Below are 18,446 nucleotides of genomic sequence, written 5' to 3' on the forward strand. Positions count from 1 at the left end.
TAATTAGATTAATATCTTTATACAGAATTGCTAAAAGCTCTAAACATCGTAGCAATTCTGTATAAAGATGTCAATCATCACTGCGGCAAACTATTCCTCTGCAACGATAGTAATTATAATGGCTACATACTACGAGATTTTCTATTCTCATTTCCATTAACTCTGACATAATCACTTCTATGGCAAGCTCTGTTTTATCAACTATCTTGTCTATGTTTTGTGGAATTTCAGTCAAGACATCCCATATTTGCTGTTGTGTTTTATTTAACTGTACTTCTTTTGTTTTATTATTGATTTGTAACTGTGGCAACTCTTCTATAACGTCGTTGATACAAGTCACAAGTTTTGCTCCGTTTTGGATAAGTTTGTGCCCTCCTAAGTGATTTGATTCATCTATATTCCCAGGAACAACAAATATATCGCGGCCATTGTCTAAACCTATGTGCGCAGTAATGAGAGATCCACTTTTTTCAGGAGCCTCAATAACAATGATTCCCGCTACTAAACCTGCAACAATACGGTTGCGTTGGGGGAAATGGTGTGCTAATCCTGGCATTTGGGGAGCATATTCCGAAATGCATGCACCATTTTGACCAATTAGTTCTGCTAATCGTTGGTGACAACTAGGATAAATTCTATCGAGGCCACTACCAAGTACTGCAATCGTGCGACCTCCTGCAGTAAGCGCACCTTGATGTGCTGCTGCATCAATACCTTTTGCAAGGCCCGAAACGACAGTGATATCGCGAATAGCTAACTCTTCTGCAAGTAAACGCGCTTGTTTTTGACCATATCTTGAAGCCTTTCGCGTACCCACAATCGCAACTGCGTTGCTGTCTTTTTCATTTATTTGTCCACGAGTGTATAGCAGTAGTGGCGGATTAAATGTTTTGCGCAATCGCTGTGGATAGTCTTTGTCATTTAATGTTGTAATGCGATAGGAAGAGTTGTGGTAAATTTCGTTGAAATATCCCCAGTTTAGTTGTCTAATTGCAGCAATTTGTTCATCGTTTACTATTGTTTTTAATATGCGGTTATCCAGAGATGTGAGTTGCTTAATATTCTTTGCTAAGCGTTGTAAACGCATAATTTTTTTAGCCCCAATTCCGCGAATACTCGACAAACCCATAATCATAATAGCATTCATAGCTGCCTCCTTAAAATATTCTTGCGAAAAACCTTCTGACCACTTATCATACAATAACAAACGACAAAACGCGTTAGGAGGTGTTAATATTTAGGTTTTATAATATGGAGTTTTAACAAGTAGCGCGTTTTTCATAAAACTTGTTTTGCATTGGGGAGGTAAACATGGCAAAACTATTTACAATTTTTTGTGTTGTCTTGATGGCAGCACAAACGATAAGTGCAGATAATTTTGAAGTTGGTGTAGGCATACATGATGTTACAGGTCCTGCAGCCGAAGTAGGCATGATGGGATACGCCAACGTAGATCAACAAACAAGTGGTATTCATCATCGTTTATGGGCAAGAGCATTTGTTATTAAAGATGTTAATGGTAAACGGGTTGTATTTGTTAATGTCGACGTTGCCATGATCATGCAAGCGGTGAAAATGAAAGTTGTGGAAAGATTGCAGAAAACTTATGGAGATACTTACACAAATGATAATGTTATGTTGGTGGCAACGCATACTCATAGTGGACCCGGAGGCTTTTCTCACTACGCACTTTTTAATATTACTATTCTTGGTTTTTCAAAAAAGAATTTCGATTCTGTAGTCCACGGTATATGTGAAGCGATAATAAAAGCCCATGACAATGTGGCACCAGCCAAAATTAAAATTGCGCGCGGTCAATTGGAAAACACTGTAATTAACCGGTCTCTAGAAGCATACAATGCAAATATTGATGCTAATCTACATGAACCGTATGACAAGTCAATGACACTACTGCGTTTCGAACGTTCTAATGGCGAAGAAATTGGTTTACTTAGTTGGTTTGCTGTTCATGCAACTTCCATGGGGAATCAAAACAAGTTAATCAATGGTGATAATAAAGGGTGGGCGCAAAGAAAATTTGATACTCAGAAAAATAGTGACTATCGTGCGAAAGAAACCTTTGTTTCTGTTTTTGCCAATTCAACTTTGGGAGATGTTAGTCCTAACATTTATGGAGGAGAAAATGGTGGTGGAATTAACGATTTTGCCAGCACAAATATCTCTGGCGAAAAGCAGTTTAAAGCAGCTTGGAATCTTTATCACAATGCTACAGAAGAGTTAGCACCCAATACTCTTACGTATAGTCACACATTCGCCAATTTTTCCAAGATGAAAATAGACCCAGAATTTACAAATGGTAAACAACAAAAAACTGGTTATGCCGCTTTAGGTATTGCTTTTGCAGCAGGCGCAGAAGATGGCCCGAGTAATATTCCTTATATCAAAGAAGGAGATATGAAAGGTCATTATGATAAGGTTCATGGTTTAAAACCAATTTTCTTGGAAACAGGGAAAATGAAACCATACCCTTGGACTCCTGAGGTTTTACCTGTACAAATGTTTGTCGTGGGTAAAATAGCTATTCTAGCCGTTCCAGGAGAATTCACTACTCACGCTGGTCGTCGCGTTCGCGAAACAGTGCAACCGCTCTTAGAACAAATTGGCGTAGAGCATGTTATTTTAACGGGACCAGCCAATACTTATGCTGGTTACGTAACTACTCGTGAAGAGTATAACGAACAACACTACGAAGGTGCATCTACGCACTTTGGGCAATGGACTTTAGCTGCTTTTCGTCAACAATTTAAAATACTTAGTGAAGCTATTATTTCTGGTAAAAAAGCTCCAAAAGGACCTTCTCCACGAGATTTATCTGGAAAGCAAACCGAAATTCAGCCAGGGGTTGTTTTTGATACGCCGCCTCTTTTTGGTGAATTTGGTGATGTAAAAGAAGATGCGCCTGAAGAAGTAGAGCGTTTGTCTATTTTAAAGGTACAGTTTTGGGGAGCACATCCCAAAAACGCTCCGCAAGATTTTCCAACATTTTTAACGATCCAAAGAAAATCAGAAGATAGTTGGAAAGATGTGCGTTATGACTACGATCTTGACACTGCTTTTATATGGAAAAGATCGGGTATTTCTGCTTCAGAGATAACCGTGATGTGGGATATTCCTGGAGACGTACCACAAGGTACTTACCGCATTATCCACAATGGTTATTACAAAAATGGTATTAGTGGTAAAATTAAAAAATACTCAGGACAAAGCAGTGAATTTGAAGTTATTGCCAATACTAAATTGCGTATTAGTAATTGTAAAGTAACTGGTACAAACGTCGCTTTTCAAATGCAATACCCACCAGCAACAGAAGATGATTTACATCATCGTCAAAAATTTGTTCATAGCGGCCAAATTAAATTTGCAGTAAATGGTGCGAAAAAACTTTATATTGCCGAAGCTGTAAAAGGGCAAAGTGGTGTATTTCGCGCAACAGTTAACGAGAAGATCAAAGCTCTTACTGTTGATACGAGAATGGCAACGGACTCATTTGGTAATGGTAATCAAAGATTTCAGTGGAGTAAGTAATTATTATGACTCAAAAAGTATGGGATTTGTGTGAAAAAAACTTCCAAGATATTGTTAATGTTCGCCGCCAAATTCATATGTACCCTGAAATAGAATTTGATTTGCCGCAAACGGCAAAAACAATTTTTAATGAGTTAAAAAATCTACCTCTTGAAATACGCACGAATGTAGCAAAACATGGTATTGTTGCCGATCTAAAAGTGGACGGCGCCAAACACTGTGTTGCGCTACGCGCAGATATGGACGCTTTACCGATGCAAGAAACGAGCGATGTGCCTTACAAATCAAAAATAGATGGTAAAGCACATATGTGTGGTCACGATGTACACTCGGCGATACTTGTAGGAGCGGCGCGTATTTTATGCGAAATGCGCGAACACCTGCAAACCAATGTTCGGTTTATTTTTCAACCTTGCGAAGAAAAGTATCCTGGTGGGGCACAACAAATGATTGCAGAAGGGGCGATTGAAGATGTAGATGAAATATACGGACTTCATGTTTGGCCTCTTGTTGAAGTTGGTTCTATTGCGATAACTCCTGGCGTTTTTATGGGGCAACCCGATAGTTTTTCTATTGAAATTTGCGGAACAGGTAGCCACGCGGCTATGCCGCATTATTCAATAGACCCGGTAATGATCGCTTGCCAATATGTGACAATGTTACAATCTATTGTTTCGCGTAATATCAATCCCTTTGATTGTGCTGTGTTAAGTGTCACGCAAATTTCAGCGGGAACAGCAACCAATGTTATTCCGCAAAGTGCTACCATTAAAGGTACAGTTCGCACACTAGATAAGAAAGTGCAACAAACAATTCGCACTCAAATAGAAAAAATACTGCGCGGCATCACCGAATCGCATGGGGCAACTTACAAGTTTAGCTATGAAGAGGGATATCCACTTACTTATAATAGTGAACAGTGCGTTGAAAAAGCTTTGCAGGCATCTCAAAGTATAATCGATAAGGATAAAATTGTCTACCCATACACAGCGTTCCTTGGCGGAGAGGATTTTTCTTATTATGCGCAAAAAATACCAGGTTGCTTTGTTGCGCTCGGTTCAGCAAATACCGATAAAAAAATTGGCCTAAAAATGTGCCATCATCCTCAATTTGATATAGATGAGGAATGTATCAAGTACGGCATGGCTTTACATGCTAATTTAGCTTTAAACTTCAAAGGTTAGGAATTTTTATGAAGATTTTGGTGTTTATTCTCAGTTTTTTTATATTATCGTGTTGTTCATCTCACAAAACAAACGAAGTTTTAAAACAGCAAGTCGATGATGTTCAGTCAGAGGATGTTCCGTCGAAGGATGTTGCCCAAAATGATACCCAGAGTACAATTAGCAACAACCAACAAACAAGTGTAAATAACGAGCAACATAAAGATCTTTCTTCTAATAAAACAACTGATAATAACACCACTTCATTAAACAATTCTACTAGCTCAGAAACTTCGCATCGCGATTTTCAAAAAGACCAAAGCTCTATTGCTGATAGCTCTAGTAGTACTACTCAAGCAAAAGAGCACGAATTTTCTACTGATCCCGAGAAAAATACCGAGAATAATCCTGTAGACGACACAAATAACGAACACACGAACAATACTGAAAGTAAATTAGAGGCTAATAACGAAGTCAAAAGTAACAATCAAAATGAGCAACAAGTCGATAATATTATTGATGATGTTGATGATAATATTATTGATGATGTTGATGATAATATTATTGATGATGTTGATGATAATATTGTTGATGATGATGTTGATATTGATGATGTTGATGATGTTGATGATGAAGTTGATATTGATGATGATATAGATGAAGTTGAAAATGACTTTGATATTGATAACTCTAAACCAGAGCAAAACGATTTTACTAACTCAAAAGAGCGGGAAAACAATGATACTCAGCCAGAAAATAGCAATTCAGATGTTGCTCAAAAAGAAAAAGTAGAAGATGTTCCGCAAGATCCTCCTCTTTTAAAGTGGAATAAAAAATACGCTTCATTATTAAAAGAAAATGTCAAAAGCGGTTCAGTACAAGGTATTTCGACAACGCTAGTAGATTACAAAAATATAAGTACTCTTCCTATTTTGGAAGAGTTAAAAGAACAACTAGTAACATTAGACTTCTCTCAAGAAGATAAAAAAACACAACTAGCGATGTGGATCAATGCCTACAACTTTTTGACTATTTACCGCGTATCAAAAAACTTGCCCCTGCAAACATTTAACGACCTGCAACAAGGTTCAAAAAATGTATGGCAACAGCCAGCAGGTACTATTTTTAATAAATCTTACACCTTAGATGAAATTGAGCACCAAGTAATTCGCAAACAATTTTCAGAACCTCGCATTCACTTTGCTCTTGTTTGCGCTGCCGTAGGATGTCCAGACTTGCGCGATGAGCCTTTCAATGCCGAAAATTTAGATTCACAATTACAACAACAACTTCGTGCATATTTGCAAAATGAGAAAAAAGGTATGCGTGTTGAGAATAATAAACTCTATCTTTCTCAAATCTTCTCGTGGTTCAAAGAAGATTTTTCAGGTAATGCTCAAAACTGGTTACAACGACAAGGGTTTCTAAAGAGAAAATACCAAGAAGAATCTATTCATTATAACTGGTCACTCAATAACAGTTTATTTGGTGACAACTACGTCAAGAATTACAAATTAAATGATAAAAAATCCTTGTTATCTATCGTCACTCACAAAGCAGGTGTTGCTGCAAGCTTAGCTCATGATCACATGATATACGCGACTTCATTTTCTACAGAACTAAGTGCCAATCCCAATTTCGCCAAAAGTGTACAGTTTTCTACTTCAATTCCTACTAAAAAATTGTACAACGATCTTTACAGTCTACAGAAAATGTGGTATCCACGTTTAAAGAAATTGCAAATCCAAACATCCGCTTTCTCGCAAGTCTCGGAATCTGACCGTAAAAAAATACGCGATAATATGTTATCGAGTTATCAATTGGACGCTGATAATTTTCCCAACATAGCCGCCAAACTCCACCAAACAATCCTAAAAGAAAACATTCTAGGAGAAGTAAAATTTCCTTTCCTAGCAACGGTATCGGTAACCATAAAAGGAAAAACTATTACTAGTGACATTCCTGCAAATGTTTATTTTGAAAAAGATATCTTACGCATAGAAGCAGTTGGTCAATTTAAGTTTACTCAATTTGGTATTACTCCTTATTCTGCATTTCTAGGGGCAATTAAAAATAGCGATGATTTTTATTTATATGTAAATGTTCGTAGTCAATAACAACCACATGAAGAGAATTTCTAAAATAGCTGAGCCGTCAACAAGATAATACTTTGGACGGAGTAAATGGCAACTAACCTAACATTAGACAAACAAAATACTGAATTGTGAAAAATTTCCTGAGTATGCTGTTGAGTTGGGATTAAAAAAGTAAGTGAACGAAATGAAAACAGTAAAAAACAAATCGCTACAAGACATACAAGAAAATACAACTTATGCATACTGTGCTTTTTATCTAGACGAAGAAAGTTACTACTCTGTCGAAAATTGTAATTTTATCGATTGTAGTTTTCGGTCTAGTGTTCTACTTAATAAAGTAGAAGGCTGTAAGTTTCAAAATTGTGGGTTTTCTAGTAAATTAGTGATCTCTTTAAACAATAATTGGCTAAGAGAGATACCAAGAGACATTGGACAACTTCAAAATCTCACTCACCTCAATTTAGGTTATAATCAGCTAACAGAGATATCAAAAGAGATAGGACAACTTCAAAATCTTACTTACATCGATTTAAACAATAATTGGCTAACAGAGATATCAAAAGAGATAGGACAACTTCAAAATCTTACTCACCTCGATTTAAACAATAACCGACTAATAGAGATATCAAAAGACATTGGACAACTTCAAAATCTTACTCACTTCAATTTGTGGAATAACGAGCTAACAGAGATACCAAAAGACATTGGACAACTTCAAAATCTCACTCACCTCAATTTAGGTTACAATCAGCTAACAAAGATACCAAAAGAGATAGGACAACTTCAAAATCTTACTCACCTCGATTTACAGGAAAATAAACTGACAGAGATACCAAAGGACATTGGACAACTACAAAATCTTACTTACCTCATTTTAAACAATAATCGACTAAGAGAGATACCAAAAGAGATGGGACAACTTCAAAATTTGACTTACCTCAATTTGTGGAGTAACAAGTTAACAGAGATACCAAAAAACATAGGACAACTTCAAAATCTTACTGAACTCTATTTGCGTGAAAATGATTTTTCAGGTCGTTACAAGTCAGAATTGTTAAAATTATTGCCAAATTGTAAAATTGACTTCTAGAGATGTTATCTATATAACATTTCAAAGGAGGTGTTGGTAAAATAGTGCCACAGTAGTACTTCGTAGGGATCAGGTATTTCTTCAGTATTAGCAAATATTTACCTTCATGAATTCGACATATATATGAGGAAAAACTCGAGAATTTAATAAAGGCAAACAAAGAAAATCTAATCCAGAATATAAACGTGTGTTAATTTTTCTCTTCTTATGAAAACCGCGATGATATATTCCTGCAAATATTTGATAAAATATTAAAGTGGATAGATTTCTATCCAGATTTTCCCGCAGAACTACTTACACTTGTCGCACTTCTGCAAATAAGTGTTATTTACTATGAATTTCCTAATAACACTTGCGTGTCTAATTTCTACGCGCGTAAAAAAAGTTTATGGATGAATCACGCTATCAATAGTTCCTTTAATTAAGGACAAAAAAATCGTTTTACAAAATAAACTCTTGTTAAGAAATGTACACATAGACGATTTATATATATTCTTTGAGCAGCAATTGGATCCTAAAGCAAGATGGATGTGTGCTTTTGGTAATGACCCTGATAAGAAAGACCTGTTTGTTACCAAATGGAAAAAAATGCTAGTTGACCCAACAGTTCTCATCAAAACGATTATCTTAAATGACGAAATAATTGGTAATATAATGAGCTATAAAAGTGAAATTAGCTACTGGATTGGCAAAGAATTTTGGGGAAAAGGCCTTGCAACAAAAGCTGTTGTGTATTTTTTAACTAATGTAGAAAAAAAACGCCCAATTTATGCTCGTGTTGCCGAGGACAACTTAGGCTCACGTCGCGTTTTAACTAAGTGCAATTTTGAGGTGGTTGGTGAAGAAAAAGGATTTTCTAGTACGCGAGTTTGTGAACTATCAGAACTAGTTTTTATGAGAAATAGCTAATCCATAAATCTTTAATCAATACATTTGGAATTCTGTAAATGATACAAGTGATACAATTTTTTGTAGGTATAATCGCTTTTTTGAAAGCTCTTTTTTGGTCGTATGCTGCTTCTGCTGCCTTGGCGCAACTTTGGGCTGATTATTTAGGTTTGCAAAATGAAGTGCGCATTGCTTTTTTTATAGTTTTTGGCTGTATCGTCGTATTTTGTTTGTATGGTTTTTTTGAAAGAGACTTTCGATTTTCAAAAATATGCACATTTGGTACGATCGCAATTACCGGAAGCTGCATAGGAGCTTTTTTTTACTTTAACCAACCGATCGAATTGACTATTTCGACGAGTATACATGGCGCTGGCTTATTTCTTTCAATCTATTTATTTGTAAAAAAAATAGATTACCTACACCGCTACATCGTATTGTTCCTCTCTATGTGTTTCGGGGCTGCTATTGGAAGTAGTTTGTACTATTTTTTCAATCTCTTCGGGTTTATTTTTATTGGCGGTGGTATGGGTTTTGTCGTAGCAGTCGTTTACTTCTTTGAAGAAGAAGATTAATTTTGTTGGATTCAATAGCTGTTATTTTTAGACTTCTTGAGTAGAGGAAACTTGTTTTCCACATAATAGATTTTTTTGTAGTTAATAGAAGGGCGCGCTTAACGCCCTAAAAGAAATTAGCAGCAGTTCATCTCATTTAATGAATTAGTACTCTCTGAGAAACAATCGAAAGATCCGTAGTGAATTGAAAAATCACCTTCTATACGAAAGTGTTTACTAAACCTCGTTTGCTGCAGCATATTTGCTGTATTTCCGCAAATAGGATAAGGCAAACCTGTTTTAAATAGATGATGGTCGTCTAGCATATAATAATGACGCGCTTGCGGAATAGTTCCTTGGTAATAAGCGACATGTCCATAATTTTCGCACATATCTTCTAAATTCACTTTAAAAGCTCTCACAGTTTTCGAAGTAAAGTCAATCATACCTATTTTTTTCTCCAGTTCGGTATTGTTAACTTTAAATTCGCTACTCTTTACAACTCTATAATCTAGCCAACCTGACTTTTGCATAATTCTACGAAAATCTTCTGTATATAAAGCACCTGACAAACACTCGCCAGATAGTACCGGATCGCTCTGTAATTTTTTAGGGATACGTCGATTAGCGAAAACATCTGAAAAATAAAGTTCTCCTCCTGGTTTCAAAACACGAAATATTTCAGAAAATACACTCTCTTTTTGTGGTGATAAGTTAATTACGCAGTTTGAAATGACTATATCAACAGAGTTGTCTTCGATACCACTTGCTTTTAAGTCTTCGATGTATCCTTTGCGAAAATCGACATTTGGCTTAGCATAATTATACAGTTGAGTGTGATAATCTATATGTTTGCGTGCCACTTCGAGTTGTTCATCTGTCATATCTATACCAATGACGTTTCCGCTTTCTCCAACAAGTTTAGAGAACAAGTAACTATCTCGGCCAGAACCAGATCCTAAGTCTAAAACGGTACAGCTTTCCAAATTTAGAGGGATCGGCGAACCACAACCATAAAATTTGTCTTGTACTTGCGGATGAATATTACGTACTAGTGGACGTAAATATTCAGGCATAACATCAGCTGTACAACATGCGTTTGTCTTTAAATCGTCTTTGGTATTTAATATTTGACCGTAATATTGTTGAATATTGTTTAATATCTCATTTGACATGTTTAAATTCCTTTATTTATCTAAACTACCACTACAAGAGCTCCCAGCACCAGCTGTGCAGCCATAGCAGTGATCAGCTATCGCGATAGATTTTTGTTTAAATTGCTTGAAATCGCTAACATCCCAAATGGTAGCTTTCTTTCCACCAACTGGAATTTCGAGCATTTGGTTAAAATCGCAATCGAAAATTTCACCATCCCAACTAACTGACACAAGGTGACGACACATAACGCTTGCAGCAGCTTGGATGTTGAAACTATTAACTAGGAGTTCCATATAATCAGCGAGTTGACCTTCTCGCTCTAAAAAGTGTAGATAGCGCTTAATAGGCATATTTGTTATGGTAAATAGATGGTTAAAAGTGATTCCTAAATCTTGCCATAGACGTTTTTTATAGTCTCGTTCTAGTTGTGCTTGGTCAGGAGGAAGGTGAGCTTCAACAGGATTATAAACTAGATTGAGTACTAAATCAGAATCATCACGTCCATATCCTAGTTTATTTAAAAGGTGAAGTGCCTTTATTGATTGATTAAAAGCACCTTTGCCTCTTTGCTCATCAACATTGTCCTGTGAGTAACAAGGTAGTGACGCTGTAATTTGAACACCATGATCTGCCAAAAATTGTGCTGTTTGTTCTTGCCCTTCAACAAACAATACCGTCAAATTACAACGATCCATTACTTGTCGATTCATACTTCGTATTTTGCTAACAAAATATTTGAAATGTGGGTTTAGTTCGGGAGCTCCTCCGGTTATATCCACTAATTTTATAGTAGGAGTTTTTTCAATTAATTTTAAAAGTTGATCAACAGTTCTTAGCTCCATTATCTCTGTTCGCTTTGGTCCTGCTTCGACATGGCAGTGCAAACAAGCCATATTACAATATTTGCCTATGTTGACTTGCAAAGTTGTTATGTCCTCGCGCTCTAAAGCAATTTTATTCTTTGCAAGCATTTCAGAAAACGGTTGAGAAGCTATCTTCATAAGTTTTATTCCTAGTATAATTTGACATTAATTAATAGCATTAGTCGTTAAAATAAAGTAGTCCATACAAATATTTTGACGGAAAATTTCATATGGCGATTTATGGAAGTAGGGAACAGGAGGTATTATATTTAATAAATGTAAACTTAATCTAAATACTTTTATCTTGAGAATGAATTTAGGATAAAAAGTTAGATTAAAATTTGAACTGACGATGAGTTGTATATCGAGGCAAGACTTGCAATGTTTTGAGTAGCCCTACAAATATTTTGTGGGTTATTGCAATAGGGCTACCGATTTTTCTAGTGGCTATATGTTTGGCTTGTACTGTTATTTGATCTAAAGGTTCTAATTATGCGTGTCTGCAGAAAAAGCAATGGCAGTTTTTTTCTTAGTTTTCCAGTCGCTAATGTTTTTAATACCTTTTCCAGTCGATGGTATTAAGGATATGTTATCGGTTTCGTTATTTAAAACAATAAACATTCCACCCCCAAAAGCAATGTTACTTGGATCTGAAGCATAAAAGTCGCTCATGAATTTTGGATTATTAATATTATTTGGATAAATAAAAACGGTGTGTTGTTCATGAGCACACTCTACAGCAAAGATACCATCGCCAAATGTTGCATTGTTTGGAAAGTTCATCTGATCACTAGGTTCACTTATTTGATAATTAGAAGGATTTTTTGTGTCTATTAAAGTGACATTATTGCTCCAATAGTTCGCTACTAAAAATTGTCCATTGCCATAGCCTACTCCTATGGGTCTCTGCGCTCTACCGTCTTCAATAACAATTTCATTTTCAATATCGTCAGGCTTAAAGAGAACTACCCGACCTGAATGATTTGAACTACCTTGATATAGAACAGCGAAATATCCACCGCCAAATATAACATCACTAGGTATTCCATGTCCATTAAGGACCTCTGTTTGTTCTTTGGGTTTATTGATATCAATTAACACAATATTTTCATAATCAAAATTAGTAATTGCAAAAAGACCTGCTCCATAAGCAACATGGCTACGAGCATCTATTTTGCTTTTGTCAGGAAGTTGCACAGTTGTTATTTTTTGCGGACTATCTGAGCGAAAAAAAGATAAGTTATTCCCTTGATTACTAACCACGAAGTAACCTCCGCCAAAAAATATAGGACCTGGGTCACCGCCGTTTTCATTTATAGTAGTCACTACTTTTTGTGGATCTTGAGGATCAATAAGAACAATATGGTTATTGAATAAACTAACTACGCCGAATTTTCCGCCTCCATAAGCAATTCGGTGCGGGTAATTGAAGTTTTCATTTTTTATGGTAATGTGCTTGTTAGCATTTTTCGTATCAATAATGGTAACATCGTTACTCTTTGCATTTACTATCGCAAAAAAAGAATTGTCATCTGCTAGTAAAGGCAAAAGCAGGAAAACACATACAAGTACTTTTTTCATTGGATTTCCTTAGATTATGCAGGTTATAAAACTTATAATTCAACAAAGATTACAAATCAGAACTACTCAATGCGTTCTAACGTCACAACAATCGATTTAGAAGCGGGAGTATTGCTACCATCAGCTTTGTGATGTAAAGGTACGAGAACGTTCGCTTCCGGAAAGTAAGTGGCAACGCACTGTTCAGGAATATTGTATTCAATAACCATAAATTTGAGTGCCACGCGCTTTTCATTTTCAAAATGACTTGTTATGTTTACAAACGCTTTTTGAGACAAATCCATTTTTTGCATATCTTTTTTATTCATCAAAATAACACGCCGTACGTTATGAATTCCACGATAACGATCAGAGAGACCATAAATTGTTGTATTGTATTGGTCGTGACTGCGTATGGTCATCATCAAAAATTGATCTTGTTGCAATGAGCTTTTTGGTACAGGGTGAATAGTAAAATGAGCTTTGCCACTTGTCGTAGCAAAATTGCATTTGTCGCGCACAGGGTTAGGTAAATAGAAACCTTGGTGAACGCGTTTGTTGTACTCATCAAAACCAGGTATTGTTTTCTCAATACAATCGCGAATAGTGTTGTAGTTATTCATTGTTGCCCAATCGAATTTATCGGGGAACATTTTTTGGGCAAGTGAAGTCATGATCCAAACTTCGCTTCGTAGAAATTTGGATGCAGGTGTTAACAACCCTTGGGTTTTGTGAACAATTCCCATCGAGTTTTCAACACTACAGAATTGCAATTTGTCGTTTTGTTTATCTTGCTCCGTGCGACCTAGGCACGGCAAAATAATCGATTCTTTACCCGTAACTAAGTGAGCACGATTTAGTTTAGTCGAAACATGAACGGTAAGTTCGCAATTACTAAGCGCGGTAGCTGTGTAATTAGTGTCGGGAGTGGCTGAGAGGAAATTTCCTCCCATAGAGAAAAACAATTTTATCTTTTTTGCATGCATTGCTTCTATTGCATCAACAGTATCGTAGCCTTTTTCCTGCGGCGATGAAAAGTTGAAAACTTTTGTAAGATTATCTAAGAATTTAGGCGCAGGATTACTGGTAATACCAACGGTGCGGTCTCCTTGAACATTACTGTGTCCTCTTACAGGACAAGCGCCTGCGCCTTCGCGACCAAAGTGTCCTCCCATTAGTAGTAGGTTAACAACTTGTTGGATATTGGCAATGGCATTTTTGTGCTGTGTAAGTCCCATTGCCCAACAACAAATCATTTTTTTCGCGCGCGCGATAATTTCCGTTGCTTGTTCTATCTTCTCTTGAGATATTCCACTTTCTTTGACGATTGTGTCCCATGATTCACTGTCAATATCACTACGGAATTCATCAAATCCTTTTGTGTATTTTTCTATAAAATCGTAAGCTATAAGCTCATTATTATTTTGCTTATCAAGAGCAAACCACGCTTTTAGAATACCTTTGAAAAGAGCTACATCGCCATTTATTTTTACTTGTAAAAAAAGCGAAGTTAATGGTGTAGCACTTACTCCAGCAAGACCTCCTACTTCTTGTGGATGTGCAAAACGATTGTTGCCTACTTCAGAGAGTGGATTGATAGTAATAATTTGGCACCCGCCGCGCGCAGCTTTTTGTAAAGCTGTTAACATACGAGGGTGATTAGTTCCAGGATTTTGGCCTACAACAACAATACAGTCTGCATGCGAAAAATCTTCAAGAGTAACAGTACCTTTACCAATACCTATTACCTGCTTGAGACCCATACCACTTGACTCATGGCACATATTCGAGCAATCTGGTAAATTATTAGTACCAAGTATTCGCGCAAAAAGTTGTAATAAAAAAGCTGCCTCATTGCTTGTACGTCCAGAGGTGTAAAAAGCAGCTTCGTTTGCGTTTTCGAGGTTATGGAGTTTAGAGGCAATTTTTTCAAAGGCGTCATTCCAAGATATTTGCTCATAATAATCAGCGCCCGCTGCTAAATACATAGGATGAATAATACGCCCTTGCTTTCCCAGCCAGTAGTCGCTTTGCTGCGACATTTTTTCTATAGTCCATTTTTGAAAAAATTTTGGAGTAACACGTTTTAATGTTGCTTCTTCGGCAACAGCTTTTGCACCATTTTCACAGAATTCGGCCGCGCTGCGTTTATCTTCTGGATCAGGCCACGCGCATCCAGGACAATCAAATCCATTTTTTTGATTTACCTTCATCAACGTTTTGATCGCGCGTCCAGCTCCCATTTCTTTCCAAGCATGTTGGGTACTCGACAATACAGCTTTGCTACCACCAGCAACGCTAGGAATTTTTTTAATTTTTACATCTTTAAAATCTTCAATGGGAGTTTCTGCTTCTACATTTTTTCTTTTCATAAAAACCTCAAATAGCAATCTAAGCATCTTACAAATCTATTATATTATAATATCTATTATATAATTATATTGATATTGGTCAATGGCAAGTACTTTGAATGCGTACAATCTTGGTTTGTAATTGAAAAATAGTGTAGGTGTTTTTGTGGTAGAGTTTATAAAGAAGATGAATGCAACCTAGATTTGTTTTGATAGTTTAAGATGATATTTTATGAAAAAGGAAGATCTCTATCTGTGATTTTTGTTACGAGGAATTTGAAGTAGAACAAAACCAACAATATTGTTGGTTTTGAACTTTGGAAATCGCTAATTTAGAAGTCAACGCCGCCAGAGTCAGTTTGACCACCGTCACCATTGTCATCGCCAGTATCGCCACCGGTGTCTCCGCCAGTATCGCCACCAGTGTCACCACCGCAGCTGGTTCCACAACAACCTGTATTATAGCTTTGTGTGTAACCACCGCATGAACGACGTCTACGCCTAGTTCTACGACGTCCACCGCAACCACCAACAACTTCGTCTAAACTAATTTCTGCGATCTCTAAATAAGTAATTTTTTAATTTATTTAAAAAATTACTTATTTAGTATCGCCTTATGCTTTTTTTTTATATTAGTACTTTCCAAACATCTTCGAAAGTAGTATCCAAAAATATAGCGGCTGTGGCTTTTTATTTCAAGAACATTAGGAGTGTTAACAGTAGAAAGCATACCTTGTTAGAAGGTAGTCGAATTTTTTAAAATTATTTGATTCTTTGTTAGCACTTGAAAATTCTTCTTTGCATCAAAAAATATGCAACAGATTGCGAATACATTAAGTTTTAAGGGATATGATGTTAGTTCGCGAACAGTAAATAGGTTATTGAAACGTATAGGGTATAAAGTTTGCCGAAAACAGCAAAATTTTGCTGAGCAGTGTGACTATTTAAACAAAAAAATCGAAAGTGCAAAACAAAGCCAAACTCCGATTGTTTATATATCTTTTATGAAAAAAACGAAAAATCGAACGACTACTTCCTCAGAGTTGCGCTCAAATACCAAAAGGTTACTATTAAACACTATTCTGTCAACCAAATTAAAACAGCATTTAATGATTAATAGTCTTTTTATTTGGAAAAAGCATTTTGCAAATAGTTTGTCAGAAGCAAATAATATTCTTATACTTACAGAATATTTAGAACCCAAAAACGCACAGTTTTGGTTACAAGCACTGTTGCATTTTTCGAAGAAATATAATGTAAACATTTCTGTATATCATATTCCACAAGGTATTACAAAATGGGTTTTGCCAATGAATAAATTTTCTGTTATCTATCCTTATAAAAACTCTCAAAATAAGAGAGAAACTTACGAAGTTAATGTTTGTTTTAATACAAAAACTTCAGATACAGCAAAAAAAACCATAATAAATAATACACCTCTTGTTGAATTTGAGCTACCGAAAGTAACAGTAAAAAGACAGCGTTTTTTAGGTGATTTTAATTATCAAATAAAAGATTGCGAATCAAAGCATTTGCAGTTACCTTAAAACTAAATATTTAAATTTCTCAGTTCTAAAAATGAGGGAGGCTGATATGAAATATTTTTTATTGTTGGGTTTTTTGTTGGCTCTTTGTAGTTGTGGTAGTCAAAATCAAGAGACGAAAAAAGAACAAATATCAGGGGTTGATATTAGTTATTATCAGGGGCAAGTAGAACCCAAAATCACTGATTATCCTAAAGGAACACCTCTTGTCGCTGAATACATAAATGCTCAATTTCCAGAAAGCACTTACTGCGATGAAGAACTTGCTTTATTATTTGTCGCGAATACAAATGGTCCAGCTATGCAAAAAGATGGAAATGGTTGGATAAGCAAGATGTCTTTAACAGAGTTGCCAAAGAAAATGACTCCGTGGGTGACAGGACTAAACGCTCCAAAAAGTATGTGTTCGTTCAAGAGTACTCTGTGGGTAACAGATATTGACGCTGTTGTGGCCATCGATATAAACTCAGGAAAAATCATTAACAGAATAGAACTTGACGATAGTGGTTTACTTAGTGGCATTGCTATTGATTCTCAAGGAATATTATATGTTTCTGATACTCTGAAAAGTCGCATATGGAAAATAGCAAATGGCGAAGCAGTTATTTGGGATGAAGGAGAGCATTTAGAATCTCCTAATGGTTTAATTATAGACAATGATAAACTAGTTGTCGCTGCTTTTGGTTATCGAGAAAATTTAGAAATAATGGATGTGTCAGGGAGCTTATATTCTCTAGAATTAGAGACAAAAACAAAAAAGTTAATTACCACAAAATCTTTTGGTAATCTAAATGGTTTAATAAAATACGATGAAGAGCATTATATTTTTTCTGAGTGGTCGTTAGGTAGAATTTACGCGGTTAATCGCAATGGCGATAGCAAAGTCGTTGCTTATGGTATTCTAGGTGCAGGAGGTATTGCTTTTTATCCGCAAGAAAAGTGGTTAACAATATCGCGTACAGGAGAAGATATTGTTACCATTCTGCAAATAGAGTCTCTAGAAAAGCTTGATACTCAAGAAAAACAACAAGTAAAAGTAATGTCAATATGGAATGAAGGGCGCGTCCGTTCTTCTGCGTGTAATGCTTGCCATGGTCGTGAAGGGGAGAGCAGTAATAAATTGTGGCCTAATTTGCGTAATCAACACCAAAATTATTTATCAAAAGCTATGCGTGATTTTAAAAATGGTGACCGTACACATCCGCTTATGACACCTATTGCTAAAAAACTACAAGATGATGATATTCTTTATTTATCTTTTTATTATTCCGCTTATCAAGACAAACCAAGTGGTGTACTCTCAACAGACAAAAAATGGCAAAAAGGTAAGGAAAGAGCTCAGGTTTGTTTTACTTGTCACGGGAGAAATGGTACCAGTCCAGCTTCTATGTGGCCTAGTTTGATAAAACAAAAGCAGGCTTACATGGTAAAAGCAATGAAAGATTTTCGCGATAAAAAAAGGGATGACCCGCAAATGAATTATGTTCTAAAAGGTTTTAACGATGAAGATATTGAAAATATGGCCTATTATTTTAATGATCAGTAGACACAAAAAAGAGTACTTTAATTATTCCAGTACTCTTTATTTGGCTTAACTTAGGCGCGAGCATTTAGATTACAAACTCTGGTTAAG

14 protein-coding genes are annotated in these 18,446 nt (G+C 36.0%); 8 read left to right on the plus strand and 6 right to left on the minus strand.

Going from position 1 to position 18,446, the window contains the following annotated elements; translation table 11 throughout:
- Positions 1-70 precede the first annotated feature (70 nt).
- Positions 71-1,147 (minus strand): DNA-processing protein DprA, encoded by a 1,077-nt coding sequence (gene dprA / locus UABHE_RS04225; protein ID WP_372368982.1) that lies wholly within the window; start codon positions 1,145-1,147, stop codon positions 71-73.
- Between the two features lie 164 nt (positions 1,148-1,311).
- On the opposite strand from dprA, the gene UABHE_RS04230 reads away from it, so the two are divergent.
- From UABHE_RS04230 to UABHE_RS04255, 6 genes are all read left to right on the plus strand, one after another.
- Positions 1,312-3,546 (plus strand): neutral/alkaline ceramidase, encoded by a 2,235-nt coding sequence (locus tag UABHE_RS04230; RefSeq protein WP_372368983.1) that lies wholly within the window; start codon positions 1,312-1,314, stop codon positions 3,544-3,546.
- 5 nt (positions 3,547-3,551) lie between these two features.
- Complete coding sequence (locus UABHE_RS04235) at positions 3,552-4,730, plus strand: M20 family metallopeptidase (RefSeq protein ID WP_372368984.1); 1,179 nt, start codon at positions 3,552-3,554, stop codon at positions 4,728-4,730.
- An 8-nt stretch (positions 4,731-4,738) separates the two neighbouring features.
- Complete coding sequence (locus tag UABHE_RS04240) at positions 4,739-6,826, plus strand: DUF547 domain-containing protein (protein ID WP_372368985.1); 2,088 nt, start codon at positions 4,739-4,741, stop codon at positions 6,824-6,826.
- Between the two features lie 163 nt (positions 6,827-6,989).
- Entirely contained in the window at positions 6,990-7,895 is a 906-nt protein-coding gene (locus UABHE_RS04245) for a leucine-rich repeat domain-containing protein (RefSeq protein ID WP_372368986.1), read from the plus strand.
- A 456-nt stretch (positions 7,896-8,351) separates the two neighbouring features.
- Positions 8,352-8,804 (plus strand): GNAT family N-acetyltransferase, encoded by a 453-nt coding sequence (locus UABHE_RS04250; protein WP_372368987.1) that lies wholly within the window; start codon positions 8,352-8,354, stop codon positions 8,802-8,804.
- A 38-nt stretch (positions 8,805-8,842) separates the two neighbouring features.
- Positions 8,843-9,358, plus strand: a complete 516-nt coding sequence (locus tag UABHE_RS04255) for a hypothetical protein (protein ID WP_372368988.1) — start codon at positions 8,843-8,845, stop codon at positions 9,356-9,358.
- 116 nt (positions 9,359-9,474) lie between these two features.
- Here the strand turns inward: UABHE_RS04255 and UABHE_RS04260 are convergent, their stop codons facing one another.
- The 5 genes from UABHE_RS04260 to UABHE_RS04280 form a co-directional block, all read right to left on the minus strand.
- The gene (locus UABHE_RS04260; protein WP_372368989.1) at positions 9,475-10,512 is read right to left on the minus strand and encodes a methyltransferase domain-containing protein; all 1,038 of its coding nucleotides are present in this window, start codon (positions 10,510-10,512) and stop codon (positions 9,475-9,477) included.
- Between the two features lie 12 nt (positions 10,513-10,524).
- Positions 10,525-11,496 (minus strand): arsenosugar biosynthesis radical SAM (seleno)protein ArsS, encoded by a 972-nt coding sequence (gene arsS / locus UABHE_RS04265; protein WP_372368990.1) that lies wholly within the window; start codon positions 11,494-11,496, stop codon positions 10,525-10,527.
- 348 nt (positions 11,497-11,844) lie between these two features.
- Complete coding sequence (locus UABHE_RS04270) at positions 11,845-12,939, minus strand: YncE family protein (protein WP_372368991.1); 1,095 nt, start codon at positions 12,937-12,939, stop codon at positions 11,845-11,847.
- Between the two features lie 62 nt (positions 12,940-13,001).
- Positions 13,002-15,290 (minus strand): FdhF/YdeP family oxidoreductase, encoded by a 2,289-nt coding sequence (locus tag UABHE_RS04275; RefSeq protein WP_372368992.1) that lies wholly within the window; start codon positions 15,288-15,290, stop codon positions 13,002-13,004.
- Between the two features lie 244 nt (positions 15,291-15,534).
- A complete protein-coding gene (locus UABHE_RS04280; RefSeq protein ID WP_372368993.1) occupies positions 15,535-15,789 on the minus strand; it encodes a hypothetical protein in 255 nt (84 codons plus the stop codon).
- A 292-nt stretch (positions 15,790-16,081) separates the two neighbouring features.
- Here UABHE_RS04280 and UABHE_RS04285 point away from each other — a divergent pair, with 292 nt between their 5' ends.
- Entirely contained in the window at positions 16,082-16,816 is a 735-nt protein-coding gene (locus UABHE_RS04285; RefSeq protein ID WP_372368994.1) for a hypothetical protein, read from the plus strand.
- A 46-nt stretch (positions 16,817-16,862) separates the two neighbouring features.
- Positions 16,863-18,359, plus strand: a complete 1,497-nt coding sequence (locus UABHE_RS04290) for a c-type cytochrome (protein ID WP_372368995.1) — start codon at positions 16,863-16,865, stop codon at positions 18,357-18,359.
- Positions 18,360-18,446 lie beyond the last annotated feature (87 nt).

Origin of the sequence: Candidatus Uabimicrobium helgolandensis, from assembly GCF_041508025.1 — a bacterium.
In the GTDB taxonomy this organism is placed as follows: domain Bacteria; phylum Planctomycetota; class Uabimicrobiia; order Uabimicrobiales; family Uabimicrobiaceae; genus Uabimicrobium; species Uabimicrobium helgolandensis.

What these genes read in the sequence shown, in the direction of transcription:
- UABHE_RS04275 (WP_372368992.1), bottom strand. Translation starts at nt 15,290, where the DNA reads ATGAAAAGAAAAAATGTAGAAGCAGAAACTCCCATTGAAGATTTTAAA.
- UABHE_RS04290 (WP_372368995.1), top strand. Translation starts at nt 16,863, where the DNA reads ATGAAATATTTTTTATTGTTGGGTTTTTTGTTGGCTCTTTGTAGTTGT.
- UABHE_RS04285 (WP_372368994.1), top strand. Translation starts at nt 16,082, where the DNA reads ATGCAACAGATTGCGAATACATTAAGTTTTAAGGGATATGATGTTAGT.
- UABHE_RS04230 (WP_372368983.1), top strand. Translation starts at nt 1,312, where the DNA reads ATGGCAAAACTATTTACAATTTTTTGTGTTGTCTTGATGGCAGCACAA.
- UABHE_RS04240 (WP_372368985.1), top strand. Translation starts at nt 4,739, where the DNA reads ATGAAGATTTTGGTGTTTATTCTCAGTTTTTTTATATTATCGTGTTGT.
- UABHE_RS04255 (WP_372368988.1), top strand. Translation starts at nt 8,843, where the DNA reads ATGATACAAGTGATACAATTTTTTGTAGGTATAATCGCTTTTTTGAAA.
- arsS (WP_372368990.1), bottom strand. Translation starts at nt 11,496, where the DNA reads ATGAAGATAGCTTCTCAACCGTTTTCTGAAATGCTTGCAAAGAATAAA.
- UABHE_RS04260 (WP_372368989.1), bottom strand. Translation starts at nt 10,512, where the DNA reads ATGTCAAATGAGATATTAAACAATATTCAACAATATTACGGTCAAATA.
- dprA (WP_372368982.1), bottom strand. Translation starts at nt 1,147, where the DNA reads ATGAATGCTATTATGATTATGGGTTTGTCGAGTATTCGCGGAATTGGG.
- UABHE_RS04245 (WP_372368986.1), top strand. Translation starts at nt 6,990, where the DNA reads ATGAAAACAGTAAAAAACAAATCGCTACAAGACATACAAGAAAATACA.
- UABHE_RS04270 (WP_372368991.1), bottom strand. Translation starts at nt 12,939, where the DNA reads ATGAAAAAAGTACTTGTATGTGTTTTCCTGCTTTTGCCTTTACTAGCA.
- UABHE_RS04235 (WP_372368984.1), top strand. Translation starts at nt 3,552, where the DNA reads ATGACTCAAAAAGTATGGGATTTGTGTGAAAAAAACTTCCAAGATATT.